General features: G+C 41.9%; 15 protein-coding genes and 1 other annotated feature. Of the genes, 4 read left to right on the forward strand and 11 right to left on the reverse strand.

All coding sequences use genetic code 11. From position 1 onward, the window contains the following. Positions 1-10: 10 nt before the first annotated feature. Genes ACIGG7_RS07195 through ACIGG7_RS07205 form a run of 3 tightly spaced genes read right to left on the reverse strand, consistent with a single transcriptional unit; the run spans position 11 to position 3,332 of the window. Positions 11-1,363, reverse strand: a complete 1,353-nt coding sequence (locus tag ACIGG7_RS07195; RefSeq protein ID WP_397549268.1) for a G5 domain-containing protein — start codon at positions 1,361-1,363, stop codon at positions 11-13. A gap of 25 nt (positions 1,364-1,388) precedes the next feature. Next, positions 1,389-2,129: a PRC-barrel domain-containing protein gene (locus tag ACIGG7_RS07200; protein WP_224939978.1), complete on the reverse strand. Its 741-nt coding sequence runs from the start codon at positions 2,127-2,129 to the stop codon at positions 1,389-1,391. 18 nt (positions 2,130-2,147) lie between these two features. Then, positions 2,148-3,332, reverse strand: coding sequence for a hypothetical protein (locus ACIGG7_RS07205; protein ID WP_397549269.1), 1,185 nt, complete (start codon positions 3,330-3,332; stop codon positions 2,148-2,150). A gap of 114 nt (positions 3,333-3,446) precedes the next feature. Between ACIGG7_RS07205 and ACIGG7_RS07210 the strand changes: the two genes are divergently transcribed. Genes ACIGG7_RS07210 through ACIGG7_RS07220 form a run of 3 tightly spaced genes read left to right on the forward strand, consistent with a single transcriptional unit; the run spans position 3,447 to position 6,402 of the window. Further along, positions 3,447-3,977: a prepilin-type N-terminal cleavage/methylation domain-containing protein gene (locus ACIGG7_RS07210; protein ID WP_397549270.1), complete on the forward strand. Its 531-nt coding sequence runs from the start codon at positions 3,447-3,449 to the stop codon at positions 3,975-3,977. Then, positions 3,919-4,506 (forward strand): PilW family protein, encoded by a 588-nt coding sequence (locus tag ACIGG7_RS07215; RefSeq protein ID WP_397549271.1) that lies wholly within the window; start codon positions 3,919-3,921, stop codon positions 4,504-4,506. The genes ACIGG7_RS07210 and ACIGG7_RS07215 overlap by 59 nt, the downstream gene beginning before the upstream one ends. Before the next feature lie 15 nt (positions 4,507-4,521). Then, entirely contained in the window at positions 4,522-6,402 is a 1,881-nt protein-coding gene (locus ACIGG7_RS07220) for a hypothetical protein (RefSeq protein ID WP_397549272.1), read from the forward strand. Positions 6,403-6,443: 41 nt separating this feature from the next. Here the strand turns inward: ACIGG7_RS07220 and ACIGG7_RS07225 are convergent, their stop codons facing one another. From ACIGG7_RS07225 to ACIGG7_RS07240, 4 genes are all read right to left on the reverse strand, one after another. Then, positions 6,444-9,329, reverse strand: a complete 2,886-nt coding sequence (locus tag ACIGG7_RS07225) for a vWA domain-containing protein (RefSeq protein WP_397549273.1) — start codon at positions 9,327-9,329, stop codon at positions 6,444-6,446. 133 nt (positions 9,330-9,462) lie between these two features. Further along, on the reverse strand, positions 9,463-11,175 hold the full coding sequence (locus ACIGG7_RS07230) for a sensor domain-containing diguanylate cyclase (protein ID WP_397549274.1): 1,713 nt from the start codon (positions 11,173-11,175) through the stop codon (positions 9,463-9,465). Positions 11,176-11,284: 109 nt separating this feature from the next. Further along, on the reverse strand, positions 11,285-12,607 hold the full coding sequence (locus ACIGG7_RS07235; RefSeq protein ID WP_483880680.1) for a bifunctional folylpolyglutamate synthase/dihydrofolate synthase: 1,323 nt from the start codon (positions 12,605-12,607) through the stop codon (positions 11,285-11,287). Positions 12,608-12,728: 121 nt separating this feature from the next. After that, a complete protein-coding gene (locus ACIGG7_RS07240) occupies positions 12,729-15,380 on the reverse strand; it encodes a valine--tRNA ligase (protein ID WP_224939970.1) in 2,652 nt (883 codons plus the stop codon). Positions 15,381-15,446: 66 nt separating this feature from the next. Continuing rightward, positions 15,447-15,673 (reverse strand) — a binding site (T-box leader). 164 nt (positions 15,674-15,837) lie between these two features. Here ACIGG7_RS07240 and ACIGG7_RS07245 point away from each other — a divergent pair. Further along, the gene (locus tag ACIGG7_RS07245; protein WP_034760497.1) at positions 15,838-16,026 is read left to right on the forward strand and encodes a hypothetical protein; all 189 of its coding nucleotides are present in this window, start codon (positions 15,838-15,840) and stop codon (positions 16,024-16,026) included. Between the two features lie 35 nt (positions 16,027-16,061). Here ACIGG7_RS07245 and ysxE read toward each other — a convergent pair whose 3' ends face one another. The 4 genes from ysxE to hemB all read right to left on the reverse strand — a co-directional run bounded on the left by ysxE (position 16,062) and on the right by hemB (position 21,117). Further along, positions 16,062-17,099, reverse strand: a complete 1,038-nt coding sequence (gene ysxE, locus ACIGG7_RS07250) for a spore coat protein YsxE (RefSeq protein WP_397549276.1) — start codon at positions 17,097-17,099, stop codon at positions 16,062-16,064. A gap of 138 nt (positions 17,100-17,237) precedes the next feature. Beyond that, complete coding sequence (spoVID, locus tag ACIGG7_RS07255; protein ID WP_397549277.1) at positions 17,238-18,440, reverse strand: stage VI sporulation protein D; 1,203 nt, start codon at positions 18,438-18,440, stop codon at positions 17,238-17,240. A 354-nt stretch (positions 18,441-18,794) separates the two neighbouring features. Next, a complete protein-coding gene (gene hemL, locus ACIGG7_RS07260) occupies positions 18,795-20,087 on the reverse strand; it encodes a glutamate-1-semialdehyde 2,1-aminomutase (protein ID WP_397549278.1) in 1,293 nt (430 codons plus the stop codon). A gap of 55 nt (positions 20,088-20,142) precedes the next feature. Next, on the reverse strand, positions 20,143-21,117 hold the full coding sequence (gene hemB / locus ACIGG7_RS07265; protein ID WP_397549279.1) for a porphobilinogen synthase: 975 nt from the start codon (positions 21,115-21,117) through the stop codon (positions 20,143-20,145). Between the last annotated feature and the right edge of the window lie 14 nt (positions 21,118-21,131).

The raw sequence follows: 21,131 nt of genomic DNA on the forward strand, positions 1-21,131 counted from the left end.
CTTTTATGGCTTATTTATAATCTTTTTTCTTTTGGGTTGTGCTTTTTTCTGATGAAGTGGAAGAATCCTGATTAGCGGATTCTTCATTTTGATCACTTTCGGAGCTGCTTCCCTGCTCAACATCATCCACTGAGGAATTCTCATCGTCTCCCCCAGTTTCTTCGCCATTTTCACTCTCTGGTACATTATCATATGTTTCACTAGGGGTTTCCTGGATCTCCTGAAGTGGATAAACCATCACCTTATGCTGTGGTGCATAAAAATCTTCGTTGATCAGTTCTTCTGAGAGGATTTCCCCGGTAGTACTCAATTTTTGTTTATAGACCCGGATCAGAATTCCGTCTTTTCCTTCCTGTTGAATATCGACGCTTCCTTTTTCAACAAACGGGCTGAACTGTTTGATTACCCGTGGAGGAAAGGTTTCTTTTTCTGACAATCGGACGTTATACGAATTCGGAAAAGGGATTCCCTGCAATTGCGTCTTGATTCTATTATCTTGAATGGCAAACTTCAATTCATAAACGGTTGAGTTCGGATTGGTGATGACAAAGTCCTGATTATTCAATGGATTGAACTTTGCTTCAAACCCCAAGGTCGCATAGTCAGGAAGCTCTTTACTTATGTTTCGTTCAATGATGGAAAAGTTGGAATGTAAGGTGATCTGGTAGAGTAATGATGCAACTGGACTTAAGTCGGTCTGAGATTCAACTACAAATCCTTCTGTTTCCAGGAAGTCCGAGAAGGAAAACTGAGAATTCGGTTCAATGAGAATGGAGGGGTAATTGTCAATAAAGCTCTTAAGCGTTGGTGTAACCTCTAATTCATTAGAAACTGCTTCAAATATGATTTGTGTAGATTGATTACTGGATAAATAGTCGAATACATTGACCGTTTCTCCTTTGTTGAGACTCCCTGCTAAGGAAAGGATGTATTCCTTTAGAGAAGCAGAGTTCAGGTCATCACTATTATATTCTGGAAAATGATTGGATAAGAAAGAATTCAATTCTTTATCATCCATCGTTACGATTAAGCTCGTGCTATCATTATCGGTGAGTTTTTCTATACTTTCTTCCAGATGGAATTGAAAGAGTGACGGATCGAGCCTGACACTCTCTCCGTCGAGCTCGATCAGGATATTTTGATTCCGTTTCCACTCCGCTATTTTTTCGTTCAGGATCTTCACGGCTTCTTCTTTGTTTGCTCCACCCAGATGAATAGATGCAACCGCTGCATGTTTCGAAAGATTGAGTGACTTAACAAAGAACGTTTCATAAGCAAAAACGCCTAAATGAGAAAAACCATAAAGAAAAAACGTGGAAAAGAATAAAACGGTCATCAACTTTACAAACAGACCTTTTTTCACATCAGGCGCTCCTTCCTGCTACTTCCTACTTTATATTCATCGTTAAATCAACAAACACAGACGGACCTGCATCTTGTGCGGCTTTAATATCTGATTCCGTCAAAGAGGAGCCCTTGGCAATCAACAAATCCCCCTCTAAATTATAAATATCTTCTGTCACTCTTTTTCCCGTTAATAATTCAGTCTGCTTCGATTTGATGGTATGCAAACCATATGGTTGAGTGTGAGTGTGAGTGACTTCGACCTCTTCATCCACTGGCAGAGGGCTTTCAATTTGATCAAAAGCGCCTTTAAAGTTCTCAGCAGCATCTTCGTTTACGATGATGATATCCTTTCCGAAAGTTAATACATGTTCTGTTCCAAGGAAATAGGTATTGTCCTTTGCATGTAGCTCCAATGAAACGATGGCTCCTGTTTCATCATCCACATAATATTCTTGAATGCTCCCAATCATTTGCCCTTTGCGGGTCATGACACGGGTATCATTGATTTTAATCTTTTTGTTTACAAGCTGATTGGCAATCGGAATTTCATTCAAGTCGATGACCGCATTTTCATTTTCTACTGTGACGGCGTACTCCCCGATCCCGACAACCTTTTTAAATGGTATTGCCTTGACACTTACTTGCCAATCTTCATGTTCAATTGTAAGGAAGTCTACAGATCCTTTTTCCGGGTTGATCACGAGTGATTTAACTCTCCCTATTTCACTTCCATCGTTAATACTGATAATGGGTAATGTTTTCATTTCTGCACTTTTCTTCATGTCATCTCACCTATTCTATCAATTTAATTTCGTTTGATTTTCCATCGCCATTTCTTTGGTTTGCTCTATATCCAATTTGATATATGGATACTCTTTGAACCTCTCTTCGATCCCTTTGGTGAACATAGCCAAATCTTCATATTGCTTTGTTGTCATATAATGATCCATTAGTATCCTTGCAAATGTATAGTAATCTTGATCATGTAAACTTGGGTGTAGATAATGCTTAAGCATGTTCTCCATCTGGTCAGTGGATAATAGACTGCGAGATAATGAGATTTGTTCAATCATCGTCTTCATCACTTCCCGCATGATCCTGTTACGCTTTGGCAGTTGATCTTCATGCGATTCTTTTTCTGCCGGCTGGTATATGTCATTTTCCGGGCCTTCAAGTAGATTCTCTTCTTCCAATAGCTCAGCCTCAAGATCTGCTTCTTCCTCTTCGTCGCCTAATTCCTCATTTTCAGTTTCATCACGGACTACTGGAATAACTTCCATTTCTTCCACTGCTTCTTCTAATTCGACTTCTTGTTCATCTTCTAAATCAGAATCATTGATCATGCTTTCAATTTCACTTAAATCAACATCAATTAATTCACTTTCTTCCAGCACTTCCTGTTCAGCCATCATTTCGTTTGTATTCTCAATAAACCATTCACTTTCATCATCCTGAATCGGTGTTGATTCTGTTTCAGAAGCTGCTACAATATGTTCAAGTAATATTTCATCCTGATCCTGTAAAGGCTCTTTAGGATCATTGGACTCCAGTATCTCGGTTTCATTCTCTTCAACATGCTCTTCAAGGTCTATCTGTTCCATCTCTTCTTCTTCTGAAATCTCTTCTGTAACATCTCTCACTTCCGGAGTATCTTCTGACACTCTCTCTTTATGTATATCTAACTCTTGTGGTTCTTGGACTTCGATCTTTTGCTCCTCATACACATTCGATCCTGCTCCTGCCGTCACCAACATCAATCCACTGAATCGCTGCTCGATCATATAAGACGCCAACCCCAATAAAACGACTAACATGATCGAAATTGCCCAGATCGGGTATTGACTCGAAGCAACAATCCCAAGGAGTGTCAAACCAAATGATAAACCCGCTATCAATAATTTCCCCTGCTTACTGATGCCTATCGGGACAAAATATAAAATAGGTAACAATAGAATAAGTGCAACCAACGAAAATAGGTAAATCATCTTAAATCCAACTCCTTCCTGTGATATATTTCTTATAAATCAGACTTTTTTTAACAAGTTTCGACTATTAAATATTGTATAATAAAGTCAGGTATTTTGAAAGCAGGTGTTGAAGTGAAACGTATAAAAATAGTAAAAAATAATAGAGGCTTGACACTGATTGAACTATTGGTTTCCATTACGATTCTTGGAATTGTTCTTCTAAACTTCATGAATTTTTTTCTGCAATCCAGTACATATACAAACAATAATCAAAAGAAGACCGTGGGAGTCAATGTAGCCAGAAATGTCCTCATGTTCATGGAAAAACAGGATTTCCTCGAGATGAGAAATTATTTTTACGAAGTAAACACCGGACAGAAATCTTCAGATGAGGATTTCCTTGCATTATACATATGTGAAGATAAATATCATACATTCTCTAACTCTACTACTGAATCAGAATTAGCTAATGCATGCCCTAACAAAAAGAACATTACAATCAATGGATTAGAATATGAAGCCACCATCTCTTCTGAGGAAGTATCATCTCCTGAAGAAATGGACTCCTATATTCCCATCATAATCAAAGTGAGGTGGACGATAGATGATCGTGAATACAGTACGACATTGGATGGAAAAGTTAAAAGCGAAGATATCCGATAACAAGGGAATCACACTGATTGAATTATTAGTTACACTTACTATATCGGCCATTCTTCTACCCGTTACATACGGAGCACTTATTTCAGGATATAAAGTCTATGAAAAGGTTTCAATTGACGCCCAATTACGGGAGGATGCTGATTATGTATCTGCCATGGTAATGAAGAATCTATATTCATATCCTTTTGACAGAATTTCAGAATGTTCACCTCAAAGAGCCAGTTGCATTATATTCGTTAATGACAGTGAAAAGAATGTGACACCCTACTCCGATAAATCTTTTTATGATGTAGAGGAGGAAGAGGTGATAAATGATCAACAGACACTTGAGCTTGTTCAAGTTGACGGGAAAGAGCAATGGAGCTTCAACGGTGCAATACTCGCCACTCCATCGGATTTTTCCGGTTCAAAAATCTCCACTAGCTGCACATCCAATCCGTGTGAAAATGCGGTCATTCAATTAACGTACAACGTGAGCCATACTAGTTTTCATAAAACACTTCAATTAGAAAGCAGCTTCGGGTTTTAGAAGGGAGGGAAATGCATGTTAACGAATCAAAGAGGAAATGCCCTGCTCACCGTATTAATCACCACCCTAGTCATGGTAACAATCGGAATGGCGATTATCAGCTCTACAATCGGCGGGGCAAAACGAACAGAAGTAAGGGAAACGGATATCGATATTACATACGAGGGCTTAAAAGCGGTTGAAGAAATTTCTGCGAAGCTTGTCTCCGAGCTTCAGCCATCGAAAAAGTTGGACATCAACCAACTGACTACAGGCACTATAAATTCAAAAGTCGCAGATTTCATACAATCTGACATCATCCCAACCTATCAATCCTCTAATACGATCAAATGCATTACAGTCGTTGATGTGAGTAGTAATAGAGCTTCGAATTTATTGGGCGATCATTGCGGGAGGGCGAATACCCTTCAGTATCACACTTTCGGATTAGATTTTTTAGACACAAACCTTACAAGAGTCTATGAGATTATCGTACATACCAAAAATCCTGAATCCGAGCAAGGAAAAGTCGAAAAGATCGTTCGAAAGAGAATCATTCTTTCTCCTATTCCAAGTTTTCTGAAATACACACTGGGATCTCGGGAACTGCTTGAGTTGAATGGCTCACCGCATCTCGTCGGAAATGTATATGCTCATTCCCTTGACATCAGTGAGGATGCAAACTACCAGCTATCCAATCAAACAGATAAAAAAGTGAGCGCACCTTTCCCTTCTATTATTGGTGATATTTACACGAGTTATGAAAAAACAAATTATACACATATGAAATCCCTGGTGGACACTCATCAGTTTTACCCGCGCATCTCAGCACCCGACATAAAGCAGGACAGTCAATTTACGGACATCTCTTTCGATCAGACATACGGAGAAGAGGTTGGCAAAGTGTTAAGCCCTCTTGATCTCTCACTTAACAATAACTTGACTCAGACAAATTTAAGGAACACGATCACCAATAACTTACTAACAGACGGCTCTCTATTCTTCCCCTTGGTGAAGGGTATATTGAACGAAAATGTACAAGGGGTAGTAAAAGCGGATAAAAGTATCACAGTAAAGAGGCTTATTCACAGCGGAGTGGATCTTATCGTCAAAGGGGACGTTAACATTCTTGCAGACTCAACAATGAATATTGGAAACATCATCTCTACTGGAAATGTAACAATCTCGAATGTCACAGGGGATATGTCTATCGGAAATATCGTGGCAGCCGGCAAAGTGTCGATCGAAGCAAATGCACCTGTAGTACTGAAAGAAAACATCGTCAGTTTCGACAATATTTCATTCCAATCACAGAACTCAACTTCAAGCATCGAAGGGAACATCTTCTCCGGTAAGAATTTAACGATACAAGGTGACTCCAATGACCCTGATGGTGAGAATGATGAAGTGAAATTCAATTCTGTCATATATGCCAAAGGAAAAACCAGCATATCGAACTTGAACATTACAGGAATAAAAGATTCTTCTGAAACCGGCCCATCCGGACAGCTGATTTTACTTTCGAAAGGGGAACTGTTGGTCACAAGAATGAATGAATTCCACTATTATTCGAATGAAAAAGAAAAGAAGGAGAACGACCTATTACCTGAAACATCTGAGGCTATCAAACCATTACAGGCTTTCTTATATACGGACAGTGATGCTACTTTGTATGGGGTCGGATCTCTTTTTTATGTGAACGGCGGCGTCTTTTCAAAGGGGAACCTGACAGTAAATGCCGTTCGGGGCAAAGTAGATGACATGGACCGGATTGAAAGTGATCTATTCTCTAACCAGGAACAGAAGCTATCACGCTTTATCGTACATTATAACCGGGATGTACTTCTCTCAAAGCTGGAGGCTCTGCCAAAGGTGGAATCCCTCTCCCTCATAAGTGACGAAATAATCGTACAGTAAAAAAAAGCGGGTCTATGATTTCTCATAGACCCGCTTTTTCATTACCATCTGCCATTAATGCTGCTGTCATCTGTATCAGAATCTTCCTCTTCTTCTGATACAACTTCGAAAATAGCCCTGGCTTTAATATCCGGATTTTCGTCTGATATAACCGTAATGGTTGTCACTCCACTATTCTCCGGAACCACTTTCCATTTTCCGTTTTCCTTTATAATATCCACGACACCATTACCCGTATCCGTCACATTTTTGATATTCTTGTTTGTTGCATTATCCGGATTGAATAGTATATTCGAAAGGATGTCAAAATGGTCTCCCTCAAGAAGCAGGGTGTATTTTGATTGATTAAAGTCCATACTTTCTAGTTTGACAATCCTGGATTTAACGATGACTTGGATATATTTTTTGTACTTACCGTTTTTAGTTTCTACTACAACAATATCCACTCCAGGGGATAGACCGGTCATTTTATTTTCCTTAGTAGAGATGACTTGCGTATAAACCGAGTTAATCAGATTATCGTCACCTGAGGTCACGTTGACACTATAATTATTATTTGGTTTTCCAAAAGGAAACAGATCAATTTCGAATGACTTTGTTTCCCCTACATACAGTTCGATTATGGAAGGCACACGTATTAAATCGTCCCCTTCAATCCAAACGGTCTTCTCGACAATGTAGTCATCGATTGCAAAACCACCGTTCGCTTTCACCTGGATTACATTCTTCCCGAACATTTCAATGGTCTTCAACTCTTGTAGAGTAATCCCTGTCCAACCCTCTAACGGATCATCCTCATTCAGCACTCGGTATTGATAGGTCACATCATTACCAGGAACCCCGGTTGATACGCTGAATTCTGCCTCATTCGGGATAGAAGCACCATCTACCAGAATATTATTAGTAACAGCGTCTCTCACCGTCAATGCAGGAATAAATGATAGGGCAGAACTTGATCCATCTTTATACGTGATCATTAATTGAGTCGTATTCGCCACTAGATCCTTCACGGCTTTATTCGGGAAGTTATTATTCACTCCTGGTTCCAGAGCTGAGACAGGAGTCTCCACCAATCCTAAAATTCTTACCTTTTTTATCGTTCCATTTGAGAAACCGTCATAGGCATATTCCTTTAAATTTTGATACTGTCGAGTACGTACTTTTGCACTGATTTCACTTTGGTCAGGATTCAAATTACCGACTACTTTTGTCCCGTATCTGGAATCAATGTAAGATACTTTCGGTTGAGGCATCTTTGCATTATGAATGGCCCAAGCGGCCTTCATCTTCATGTTGACCGAAAGGGTAGGTTGAGAAAAAGTTCCATTCTCAAAGTTCACCCTTTGAGTCAGTTTTATGATTGCGTTTCGTTGACCTTCCACATTTTCAACTGATATGCCAGTGCCTTCCACCACATCTACACCCTCAGGTAACGGCTGGTAGATGGTGATATCGCTCAAATTCCCCTTGGCATTTGGGTTCACCAGACCGCCAAATTCCAGCTGATACTTACCTGTAAAGGAGTTTGTATCTTTTCCTTGCTCAATAATTAAATTGAACAAATCCTGATTGATTTTATTCAATTCCAACTTTCCTGTCACGGAAGCAGGTGCATCATCTTTCACCTGAATGGTTACGGATTTTTTATCAGTATATCTCCATTCATTTTCTTCTGCTGTTTTATATTGTATTTTTAAATTATTAAATGTGTAAGAACCCTTTGCAGCAAATTCCACCGGTAATGATAGTGTAATAGGCGACGGAGCTCCTTGGCCAGCTTCATACACAGTGGAAAACGGTAAATATACGGAATTATTGACTACTTTATACTGATTACGGTCAACGGTTACATTTGCCGGCAATGGAACAACTATTTCGCCATCCAATTTGACTGAGTTTAATTTATTCGCTAACTTTTCAAACGCATCAGAGACACTGCCTTCGCTAGCTTTAATGAAGCTGCCGGAAGTTTGCCCAGCAAGCATTTGAAGATACCGATCGTCAAGGTCTCCCTCCCCGTATCCGAGTGTATGCATGGTGATTTTTGAGTTGTATAACTCTTTGGAGACCTCAAGGCCTTTTTGTTTGATCAGAGCCTGCATTTTCTGACTGTTTGTTTCCAGAACACCTGGATTGTACCAACCCGAACTAAAAGAAGTACCATCCATTGAAAAAGTTGAAGGTATGTATAATGACTTCAACTTACTATTTTCCGGTGAGTAAATTTTATGTAGCCAATTATTGTTACTGTACCGATTTTGATAATCATAGATTATTTGTTGATCGCTTTCAACCACTCCTGTTTCGGTACAAAAAAAATCCAACCAATATTTCGTACAGACTTCTTTTTTCACCTTTTCAACAGAAGACGCAATCATCGGCTGTCCATCAGTCAAAAACACAATATATTTTTCATTAGGAGAATCTTTCAACATATATTTAGCAGCACGTAAAGGATCTGTGTAATTTGTGCCTCCATTTGCAGTGGTATATAACATAGAAGTTTTGATGGCATCGAGGTTATTGCTTAATGGAAGAATCGTTTCCACTTCGGAAGAGAAGGTAATGAGAGAAAAACGATCATTTTGTTGCTTGTTTTTTTCAAAGAATTGAACGGCATTTGTGAGTCCATCCTTTGCGTTTTGCATTTTATTATTCGTACTGTTCATCGAACCTGATTTATCAAACACAAATACGACATCAATAGGAGGTCGTGTTGCCTCTTTCATCTCACCTGCAGGAATGATATTAAAGTCTAAAGACGCTTTGGCATTCCCATCAATAGGTTTGACAATCACTTCTTGTGAAGGAGTTGCATTAAAGTTCACACGTAAATTTTCATTACCAATCGCAGAGGCATTGGTTGAATGGAATAGAAACGCAAGCAGTAATATGATTAGCAACGGAATTTTTGGATGATTTCTCATAATATCCCTCATTTTGGTATCCTATAATACTTTCATTATATCAATCTTCTATTTATTTTAATAGGACTTAATACTCAATTCATATTATTTTTACAAAGAAAGGATGTCCAACATATATCAGACATCCTTTTCCTCACTTTACATACTGAGCCACCCTATTTCTTCCAGCCTGCTTCGCTCCTGTATAAAGCGCCCGGTCGGCATGGCGGATCAGCGCCAGTGTATCGTCTGCATCTTCTGGTGCAGTGGATACGCCGATGCTCGCCGTGATGCGAACCATCATCTTCTTATTGGACTCGTCCAGGCTGTCATGCAGGGTGAAAGGTTGATTCGCTATCGTGCTCCTGACATACTCTGCAATGCATAGCGCCTCTTCCCGTTCGGTGTCGGGAAGGAGAATCACAAACTCTTCCCCTCCGTATCTCGCAACGGTTCCTTTCGAGTCGATCAATGTACGCAAGCGGTCGGCGAGCTCGATCAATATTTCATTGCCGCTCTGATGACCGTAGTTATCATTAATAACTTTGAAGTGGTCCAAATCAAGCATGATGAGTGACAGATTCCTTCTTTTCCCGGCCTCGAGATTGTTATATTCCATGGAAAGGAGGTCTTCGAAGTAACGATAATTGTAGAGACCTGTAAGTGCACAGCGTTCACTGTTTTTCTTCGTCCGTTCATGATGCCTTGCATTAGCAATCGCTATCCCGAAATAGGAGCATAAGATATCGACAATCATCAATTGGAATTTCTCATAGGCTTTCTTTTTGGAGGAAGCGAGAAGGAGAATCCCCCTCACCTTCTGGCTTCGGACGATGGGTACGCATAGCACGCTTTCCACACCCTCCGGCATATAGCCTTCTGCGATATCGTTCCATTCAGACCGGGAAGTGTACAGGACGGATTTACCCGTTTCCCAAACCACACCGCTGATTCCCTGGTTTTTCTTGAGAGGGCGAAGATTATTCGATTTCATTTCTCCATTTTCGACACGACGAAGAAGCACTAATTCTTCCTCATGGCAATCAAGGATGTACGCATATTCTACAGGCAGGGTCTCAATGATTTTCTCAATAAAAATATCAAGTACTTCTTTGACCTTCAGGCTCTCTGTTAGCTGATGACCGATTTCACCTGCTTTTTGAAGGTATTCATTGATTTTTTCCGAAGAATTATACATCTTCAAGATGATGGAGAGACTGACGAATGGGACCCCAATCAGTAAGGACGCGATGGCTCCAAGTTCGAATGTTAGATAATAGAGTGATAGAGATAGAGGGAACATGATCATATTCGCTGTAAAATCCCACACAAAATCCTTACTGTAAAACCGTACATCATTGTTAGCCACATAATGATGATAGAGTAGGAGCAGGATCTGATTGATCATGATGGATACGACCTGATAGCAAAGGATCGGGAAGATCAGTAGACTCAGTTCCCTTTGAGCGATTTCCCCGCCGAGCATAAAGTAGATTAAACCGCTGGTGAGTGAAACCAAAAAGAACATCAGTGAATTTAAAGGTATTCTGTGCCAGTCATTTTTCGTCACCCTTAGCCTGATCAGTAATGGAATAATCGAAAACTGCATGAGGACGATCTCAATAAACAGACCATATTTGATGAAACCGACGAGGGTCACCCATTGGATGAAGAAAATGGTCGCGCCGTTGATTACAATGGGCATGAGGGGGATAAAAGTGGCGAATGCCACTAATGTGATAAACTCCAGCTCATTTCCTGCAATATTTTCAGGGGGATAGTATTGAAATGTAAAATACAGGCCTGCAGGTACAACGACCAGCCACGCCAGCAACAAGGAAAGCTTTTTCTTTAACGGTAACGTCATATATATCCCCCATAGGTTTTTCATTCGTTTATTATAGTCCGATCATACTATACTAGTTAAATAGTCACAAGTTTAAGAATATTTTATCAAAGCACCCAAATAAAGTCACTTACTTTTTTCTGTAATTTTCCAATAAAGGAAGTAAATATGGTTTTACTTCAGATAAAAAGTAGAGCGATCCTGTTATGAGCAGAACTTCATCATCTAGCATGACCGGCACTTTATTCATTAGATACTCTTTCCAATCATCAACTTCTGCTTTATAAGGGTGAGAAGACGCTTCATAAAGTTCCTTGACGGATGCTACTCTGGGAAAGTCAAAGGTCGTGAATCCAATGGAATCCACTACTTCTTCCAAATCATGAATCATTGGTTTTAATTCTTTATCATGAAGCGCGGAGAAGAGCACGGTCACTCTCTTATGAAGGAAGCGTTCCTTAATTGTCTTGACCAGGGCAGCCACTCCTTCTGGATTGTGGGCGCCATCGATGTAAATATCACGAGTGCTTGATAAAGCCTCCATTCTCCCCGGCCAGGCTGCCTTCTTCAAACCAGCTTTAGTGTTTACGGTTCCTACTTTCAATCCATTACTTTTCTCGAGAAGCTCGAGAGTCTTTATGGCGATAGCCGCATTGTTGATTTGATGCGTTCCGATCATGGAAAGCTCATATGTATCATGTTGAAAAGGGGACCTATACTCGAACATTTCCCCTTTCTCCAAAAGGACAGTCCGCTCTGCAGAAAAATCCTCACCAAATTGAAACAATTCACTCCCCATTTCTAAGGCTTTTTCTTCTATCACCTTACTTGCTTCCGGTTGATTTACTCCCGAAATGACAGGCACATGTTGTTTGATAATCCCTGCTTTTTCATAGGCGATATCTTCTATCCTGTTGCCAAGAAACTGCATATGATCCATTCCGATACTTGTGATCACTGAGATCATGGGGGTGATGACATTCGTGGAATCAAGCCTACCCCCAAGCCCGACCTCATAGAGGACCAGATCAACGGGTTTCATTTCGGCAAAATAATAAAAGCTCATGGCCGTAATGATTTCAAATTCAGATGGTGCCCCCCATTCTGATTGTTCCATATTTTCCGCAATGGGCTTGATCTTCTCTACCAGCCGTGTCAAATCATCATCGCTGACTGGATGCCCATTGATGCTGATTCGTTCATTGAATCGTTCAAAATAAGGAGAGGTAAATGTACCTACTGTGTATCCAGCTTCCTGTAACACATTTCTCAGATAAGTGACGGTGGACCCTTTTCCGTTCGTTCCACCGATATGGACGGTCTTTTGTTTTCGATGGGGGTTCCCCAGTTCGTCCAAAAGAAGATTCATCCGCATTAAACCAGGCTTGATTCCAAGTCTGAGCCTTGAGTGTATCCAATCGACAGCAGATTCATAATTCAACAATTCTTTCACTCCCACTCGGGTTTCATTAGAAAAAGGGCCCACATCAAGCCTGACTGTCTGGGGGTTGCACCCCCGTTTCCATCAGACCTGATTCTGCAGCCCTCTTCTTACCACATTTCAAACATTCACATTAAACTGATTTAAGCTCTTCGATTCTTGCTTTAACAGTCGCTTGTTTTTCTAAATAATCTTTTTCTTTCTCTTTTTCCTCATCGACTACTTTCTGAGGGGCTTTGCTGACAAACTTTTCGTTGTTTAGCTTACCTTGAACACGGGAAACTTCTTTCGTCCATTTCTCGAGTTCTTTTTGAAGGCGCGCGATTTCTTCCTCGATATTGATCAGCCCTTCTAGCGGAAGATAAAGATCCACTCCCGTAACGACTGCCGTCATCGCTTTCTCAGGAGCTTCTAATTCTGTACCCATTTCAAGTTTCTCAGGGTTACAGAATTTCTCGATATACGATTGATTCTTTTCGATGATTGCAAGGGTATGGGCATCTTTCGCTTTCAGCATCAAGTTGATCTGCTTACTCATTGGTGTATTCACTTCTGCACGAACGTTACGTACGGCACGGATGATATCAACCAGTAGCTTCATCTCTTCTGCTGCCGCTTTGTCAGTCAGCTTTTCGTCCACTGTCGGCCATGCTGCTACAGTGATCGATTCGCCTTGATGCGGCAAGTTCTGCCATATTTCCTCGGTAATAAACGGCATGAATGGATGTAGTAGTCTCATGGTGTTGTCGAGAACATACGCCAGGATCGAGCGGGTCGTCTTTTTCGCCGCTTCGTCCTCACCGTATAGAGGAAGCTTCGCCATTTCAATGTACCAATCACAGAAATCATCCCAGATGAAGTTGTATAATAGGCGACCCACTTCACCGAATTCATAACGATCCGCTAAACGAGTAACCGTTTCGATCGTTTCATTCAAGCGAGTGAGGATCCATTTATCCGCCACGGACTTTTCACCTGATAAGTCGATCTCGTCGTATGTCATACCATCCATGTTCATCAATGCAAATCGGGAAGCGTTCCAGATTTTGTTTGCAAAGTTCCAAACACTTTCCACTTTCTCAAATGAGAAGCGCAGATCCTGCCCTGGTGAACTTCCTGTTGTCAGGAAGTAGCGAAGGGAGTCGGAACCGTATTTTTCGATGACGTCCATAGGGTCTACACCGTTTCCTAATGATTTACTCATCTTACGCCCATCGGCATCTCGAACTAAACCATGAATAAGAACGTCTTTAAATGGCCTTTCACCAGTGAACTCTAATCCTTGGAATATCATTCGGGATACCCAGAATCCGATGATGTCATATCCTGTAACAAGTGTATTGGTTGGATAATATCGCTTAAAGTCTTCTGCGTCTAAATCCGGCCAGCCCATCGTTGAGAATGGCCATAATGCTGAACTGAACCAAGTGTCCAACACGTCTTCTTCTTGTGTCCAGTTTTCGATGTCTTCCGGTGCTTCTTCCCCTACATACATTTCACCTGTTTCATTGTGATACCAAGCAGGGATTCTGTGGCCCCACCATAGTTGACGAGATATACACCAGTCACGCGTGTTTTCCATCCAGCGTAAGTAGGAGGTTTCAAAGCGGTCAGGAACAAAGTTAACTTTGTTTTCACCTTCTTGAAGTTTAACCGCTTCTTCTGCCAATGTATCCATCTTAACGAACCATTGAGTAGAAAGATAAGGCTCAACCACTGCCCCACTACGCTCCGAATGCCCAACCGAATGCATATGTTCTTCAATCTTGAACAATACACCCGCATCTTGGAGATCTTTCACGATTTGTTTGCGACAGTCAAAACGGTCCATTCCATTATATTTGTCCGCCTTCTCGTTCATCGTTCCATCTTCGTTCATGACTAAGATGCGTTCAAGATTATGGCGGTTTCCGATTTCAAAGTCATTCGGGTCATGGGCTGGTGTGATTTTCACCGCTCCGGAACCGAATTCCATATCCACATAATCGTCACCAACAATCGGTATTTCACGTCCTACGATTGGAAGGGTAACTTTTTTCCCAATCAGGTGCTTGTAACGATCGTCTTCAGGATGTACCGCAACCGCCGTATCTCCGAGCATCGTTTCCGGGCGGGTTGTGGCGATTTCAATGTGTCCACTTCCATCTGTGAGTGGATATCTCATGTGATAGAAAGCGCCTTGAACATCTTTATGAATAACTTCGATATCCGACAGGGCCGTTTTCGTCGCAGGGTCCCAGTTGATGATATATTCACCGCGGTAGATTAAACCTTTGTTATAAAGATCGATGAAAACCTTCTGTACCGCATCCGATAATCCTTCATCTAGAGTGAAGCGTTCGCGGCTGTAATCAAGGCCAAGTCCGACTTTTGCCCATTGCTGCCGAATGTGCTCGGCGTATTCCTCTTTCCATTTCCATGTTTCTTCCACGAATTTCTCACGACCGAGGTCATAACGTGAAATCCCCTGGTTGCGAAGTTTTTCATCTACTTTCGCTTGTGTTGCAATTCCTGCATGGTCCATTCCAGGTAACCAAAGGACATCGTACCCCTGCATCCGCTTCATTCTTGTCAGGATATCCTGAAGGGCTGTATCCCAGGCATGACCAAGATGAAGTTTCCCCGTTACGTTTGGTGGTGGAATAACGATGGTGTACGGCTCTTTCTCCTTATCATTCGTCGCTTCGAAGAACTTTCCTTCTAGCCACCATTTGTATCTGCCTTGTTCAATGGCATTTGGATCATATTTTGTTGGCATTGCTAACTGTTGATCTTGTGTTTCCATGTAAATTCCTCCTATCTCATACTAAGCACACATTTCTAAAAACAATAAAAAAATCCCCCGTCCTATGAAAAGGACGAAGGATTCCATTCGCGGTACCACCTTTTTTCTCAGGAGACCTACTTCTCCTGAACTCTCGACGGATGTAACGGCTTTTAACCGGCTTCTACTACTGACATTCATAGAAGCAGCTCTTCAGGCGACCTTCCATTGACTTATCGTAGAAAATCTCTCAGCAAACGATTTTCCTCTCTGAAAGTAAGGATCAATGTACTCTTCCTGTTCATTGCTTTTCGTGATTATTCATTTATTCATTATAGTATAGGAAAAGATAAACTTTCGTCAATCATTATTGGCCATTTTGTTGAAAAATATTCATTTCGCCTATACATAGGCACCATTCCATCCTTCATTCATAAGATAAAGTAGTGAATACACCCAGGAAAGTGAGTGGACGATTATGAAAAAAATCAACCAGTACACCTTACAGAAATGGATGGGGAATGCCCGATTAATATGTAAACAATTCATCATTCCTTTTACCATCTTTCAAGGGATCCGCACCATTCTCTTACCAACCACTTTTGATGTCCTCCTGTTGACCCTGTTCATCGGTATCGGTCTTGCCATTTATTTCGACTGGATTTAAAGAACTGACGACATGTGAATTCGTCAGTTCTTTTTTTATTCTGATTCAGCCGCCTGCGCAGCCTGCTCCTGCTTTTGTTTTTCCATTTCGTCCAGTCGCATCACCACATATTCAGTATTTTTCAAGAGCCAATAGTGGCGTTGCAGCTTCTTGAGTGACTTCAGTTCATTCCTCTTATCCTTCGGAGTATGAAAATATTTCTCCACTACGGAAATGACCGAGCTGGGATAAGCGAGATAACTCATGAACAGGAGCCGTTCTTCATTCCGCACGGTGAAATGCTGAAAGTAGGTGTTGAGCCATTCAATGCACTCTTCATAATATTTTGGGTAGGTTTTCAATGTTCTCGACAAAAATGGCAAAAGATCATGAAATGGGGATGCCATCTTCGAGTTTTCAAAGTTAACGAAATATCCCAATCCCCTTTCATCGAATAAAAAGTGCTCTGTTGAAACCTTTCCATGAGTTATGACGGTCCGGACCTTTTCCAGTTCTTTCGTATCCTCGTACCATTCATCAAGCATCTTCCGGGAAAACTTCAGCGCTTGAGAGGCATCCTTATAATACATACAGAAATGATATTGAAAAGGGGACATATACGTCGTCTTCTCACATGCTTCCACGTACTCATCAAGAAATTCCTGTTCTTTATCCCATCTTGATGTCAACTGCTCGTAATGGGATTCCCTCTCTTCTTTATCGATTTTCACTTCATGGGAGGAAAGTGTATGAAGTCTGGCCAATTCCCTGAACATCTTCTGGTGCTTTTCAAATTGATCTTCTCTTTCCTGATTCAAAAGCCAGGGCATGACATAGTACAAATCCCCTTCATTCCACACAGCATAGCGCCCATCCAAAGTTGGATAGATCGGTACAATCCGATTATAGCCCCGCTGAAACAGCATTTGCACATTTCGGACAAAGTCCACACCGTTTTGTGCAGGCAGCTGCTTCACCGCCAAAGTACCTTTATTTGAAAAAACCTTCGAAATCCTTCCGTAACTTTCAACAAAATGGGGTTCGACCCCATATGGCTGTAAAACAGGCTTCAATCCCTCCAGCGTTTGTACCATTCCTCTCACCTTCTAAGATTACTTTTCTAAAAAAAACGGACCAACTCCAATGAATATGGTGTCAGCCCCGTCGTTTTTTTATTTCATAGTTTTCTTTTTCTCCGGTCCTAAAGATGGGCACGACCTTGCTATTTGCCTCTACCCCTTGAATACAAACTCGCTATTCGGGATATAAAGAACCTGCCCTGCATACACATCCTGATTCGCTTCAAGCTGATTCACCCTTAATAACTGCGGGATGGTCAGATCATATTTTTCGGCGATGTAATCCAGGTTCTCACCTTCCTGGACGATACACACACGGAGAGTCGCCCCTTTTTCCTCTTCTTTACGGGCAAAGAAATCCGTTAAGGAAATGGATTCGTACTTCTTTTTACTCTTGGTCTTTTTCTTTTCTTCCTCTTCCTCTTCCATCTCTGCTTCAACGGCTGAGGATGAGGAGGATGACTCTTCTTCTTCCTCTTCCTGCTCCTTGTATTTAGGTGCAGGTGGAGGCGTATAGGCAGCCTTCGGTTCAGCGTGCTGTTCCTCCGAAGATTCACTCAGCTCATGCTGTGGTAGCTCGAATACATTCTCTTTACGGTAATCCACTTCTTCATAAGAGAGAGCCGGATTTGCATCATACTGAATCTGGACGGGAATTTCATCATCCTGCTCTGAAGGAGGAGTCCTTCCTTCCAGGTTGAACGGCTGATACTCGTCGTCAGCCGTATCATCATCCTCTTCTTCTTCATCATCATAGGTGGTCAATTCATCTTCATCATAATTTTCGTATTCGTACACTTCTTCACGATCTTCCTCTTCTTCTGTTTCCACTTCTTCCTCTACCTCTGCGACGGCACTTGACCGGTAAAGAGGCTCAAATTCTTCCTCTCTTTGATATTCCGTTTCAAAAGGTGTGTGCGCTTGCTGCTCACCGTAAATTCCCGTGATGGTCAGATCCGCATTCAGCTTTAAGCAGGCATTTTCAGGGACGATATAGTCGAATGACTCGACATACACATCGATATCACCTAGATTGGCAATCCTGTTTTTCGGGATCGTCACATCCACCGGGAACCTGTGAACAAATTCATATTCACCCTTTTCCCGCTTTTCTACTGTTTGCACAAACTTTCCACTTGCTTCAAAATCATCTTCCACTTCATCCCTGGGTGACGATGGTAAATATTCACCGGTCAGGTCAAGGCTCCCCCTGATAAGTACGTACTGTTCTTGCTCTTGTATCGTTATATGAGGATCTAAGGAGATAGATAGCAATTCTTCAACTTCCTGTCCTTTTTTAAACCAAATTGATTCTTCCAAAGAAAATCGTAAGCACGATTGTTGCTCTTGTGACAAAGAAATTCCTCCTTTCAGGTTCCAAACAAAGAAATAGTAAACAATGCCATTATCACTTTATGAAACGGAAAGGAGGAATATGATAGGAAAACGAAAAGTTGTGGTGAGGTTTCGGTATTTTAGAAACGCGGGTGTTGCCCATGATGAAAGATTGATTTTTGATTTATCAACTTTTTATCGGGATTTTTCAACCGTTAATTCCATTTATCGACCCTCAAATGGTTTTATCGACCGTTCTTTCATTTTATCAACCGTATTTTCACGATATCGACCATTCTGCAAATTTCGACACCGATACACACTACTTTCCCCCAAAAAAAATAGCCGACCCCTCAAAAAGGATCGGCTACCTCATTACTTCTTACTAATCTTTTCAAACGCTTTTTCTGCAGCTTGAAGGGTCTTTTCAATATCGTCATCCGTATGGGCTGTCGATAAGAAGAGTCCTTCAAATTGAGAAGGAGGCAGGAATACGCCTTCATGAGCCATTTCACGGTAGTAATCAGCAAACATCTCAAGATCCGATGACTTGGCACCTTCGTAGTTCGATACTTCTTCATTCGTGAAGAAAATACCGATCATGGAGCCTGCACGGTTAATTCTGTGAGGAATGTTGTGCTTTTCAGCCGCTTGCTTTAAACCTTCCTCCAATCGATCTGCTTTACGGGAGAACTCTTCATATGTTTCTGGAGTCAGCTGACCGAGTGTCTCATATCCAGCCGTCATGGCCAAAGGATTCCCTGACAGGGTACCCGCTTGATAAATCGGACCGCTTGGCGCGATTCTTTCCATGATTTCCGCTTTCCCGCCGTATGCACCAACAGGAAGTCCCCCACCGATCACTTTCCCTAAGCAGGTTAAGTCAGGCGTAACATTGTAATAGCCTTGAGCGCACCCATATCCTACACGGAAACCGGTCATGACTTCATCGAAGATCAGAAGGGCACCATGGTTTTCCGTTACCTCACGCAGGCCTTCCAAGAAGCCGGGTTGCGGAGGTACGACGCCCATGTTTCCCGCAACCGGCTCGACGATTACACCGGCGATGTCATCACCGAACTGTTCAAACGCATAGCGGATGCTATCTAAATCATTGTAAGGGACTGTGATCGTGTTCTTTGCCACGCCTTCAGGTACACCCGGGCTATCCGGTAAACCGAGTGTTGCTACTCCGGAGCCTGCTTTGATCAATAAAGAGTCCCCATGACCGTGGTAACAACCTTCGAATTTTATGATTTTATTTTTACCTGTATACCCACGGGCCAAACGGAGCGCACTCATCGTCGCTTCTGTACCAGAAGACACCATACGTACGACTTCGATACTCGGTACGCGCTCAATCACCAGTTGAGCCAGTTTGTTTTCAATTTCTGTCGGTGCACCGAAGCTTGTTCCATTTTCGGCCACTTTTTTAATACTTTCTACAACCCTGTCATTGCTGTGACCGAGAATCAGCGGTCCCCATGACAGTACATAGTCGATGTACTCATTCCCATCGATATCGTATATTTTTGATCCTTTTCCTCTTTCCATGAAGATGGGATCCATCTTGACGGATTTGAATGCACGGACCGGACTGTTCACGCCGCCTGGCATCAATTTGACTGCTTCTTTGAATGCTTGTTTCGATTTCTCATATGAACGCAATATGGTTTCCTCCTTTAGTGATCTTTCAGTCATCCTTATACGAACTTTCCACCAATTAGGATAACCAATTCGCTACGTCTTTTGCGAAATACGTAATGATAAGATCTGCTCCTGCACGTTTCATGCTCGTCAGTTTCTCCATCACAATCTCTTGTTCATTTACCCAGCCGTTTTGAGCTGCTGCCTTCACCATGCTGTACTCCCCGCTGACGTTATATGCAACGATAGGAGCATTGAATCGATCTTTCACTTCGCGCATGATATCGAGATAAGACAAGGCCGGTTTCACGATAAGGAAATCCGCTCCCTCTTCCATATCAGACTGGGCTTCCCTTAGAGCTTCCATACGGTTCGCAGGGTCCATTTGATACGTTCTGCGATCTCCGAATTGCGGCGTTGAATGAGCCGCATCGCGGAAAGGACCATAGAAGCTGGATGAATATTTCACAGCGTAAGACATGATCGGCACATCATGATATCCCGCTTCATCTAGGCCGTGGCGTATGGCCGCGACGAATCCATCCATCATGTTGGACGGGGCAATGATATCTGCACCGGCTTCAGCTTGGCTGACCGCTGTTTTCGCTAGAAGGTCCAGCGTATGGTCGTTCAATACTTTTCCATCTTTGACGATGCCACAATGACCATGGCTAGTATACTGACAAAGACATGTATCGGCGATGACAACGAGTTCAGGATAATGTTCCTTCACAAAGCGTGTTGCCTCCTGGACGATTCCGTGATCATGATAGGCCTGTTTTCCGAGTTCGTCTTTTTCAGCTGGAACACCGAACAGGATAATGGATTTAATCCCTAGTGAAACAACTTCATCCATTTCAGCTTTCAGGTTATCCAGTGAAATATGATAAACACCCGGCATGGACGGAACGACATTCTTGATGTTTTCCCCTTCCACGACAAACAATGGGTAAATCAGATCTTCTTTTCGCAGATGAGTCTCTCTAACCAGCGAACGCATCGTTTCCGATTGACGCAAGCGGCGGTGACGGTTAAATTGCAGGTCTTTCATAATAAAAAGCCTCC

It is taken from the genome of Rossellomorea sp. NPDC077527 (assembly GCF_044542955.1).
GTDB classification, from domain to species: Bacteria; Bacillota; Bacilli; order Bacillales; family Bacillaceae_B; genus Rossellomorea; species Rossellomorea aquimaris_E.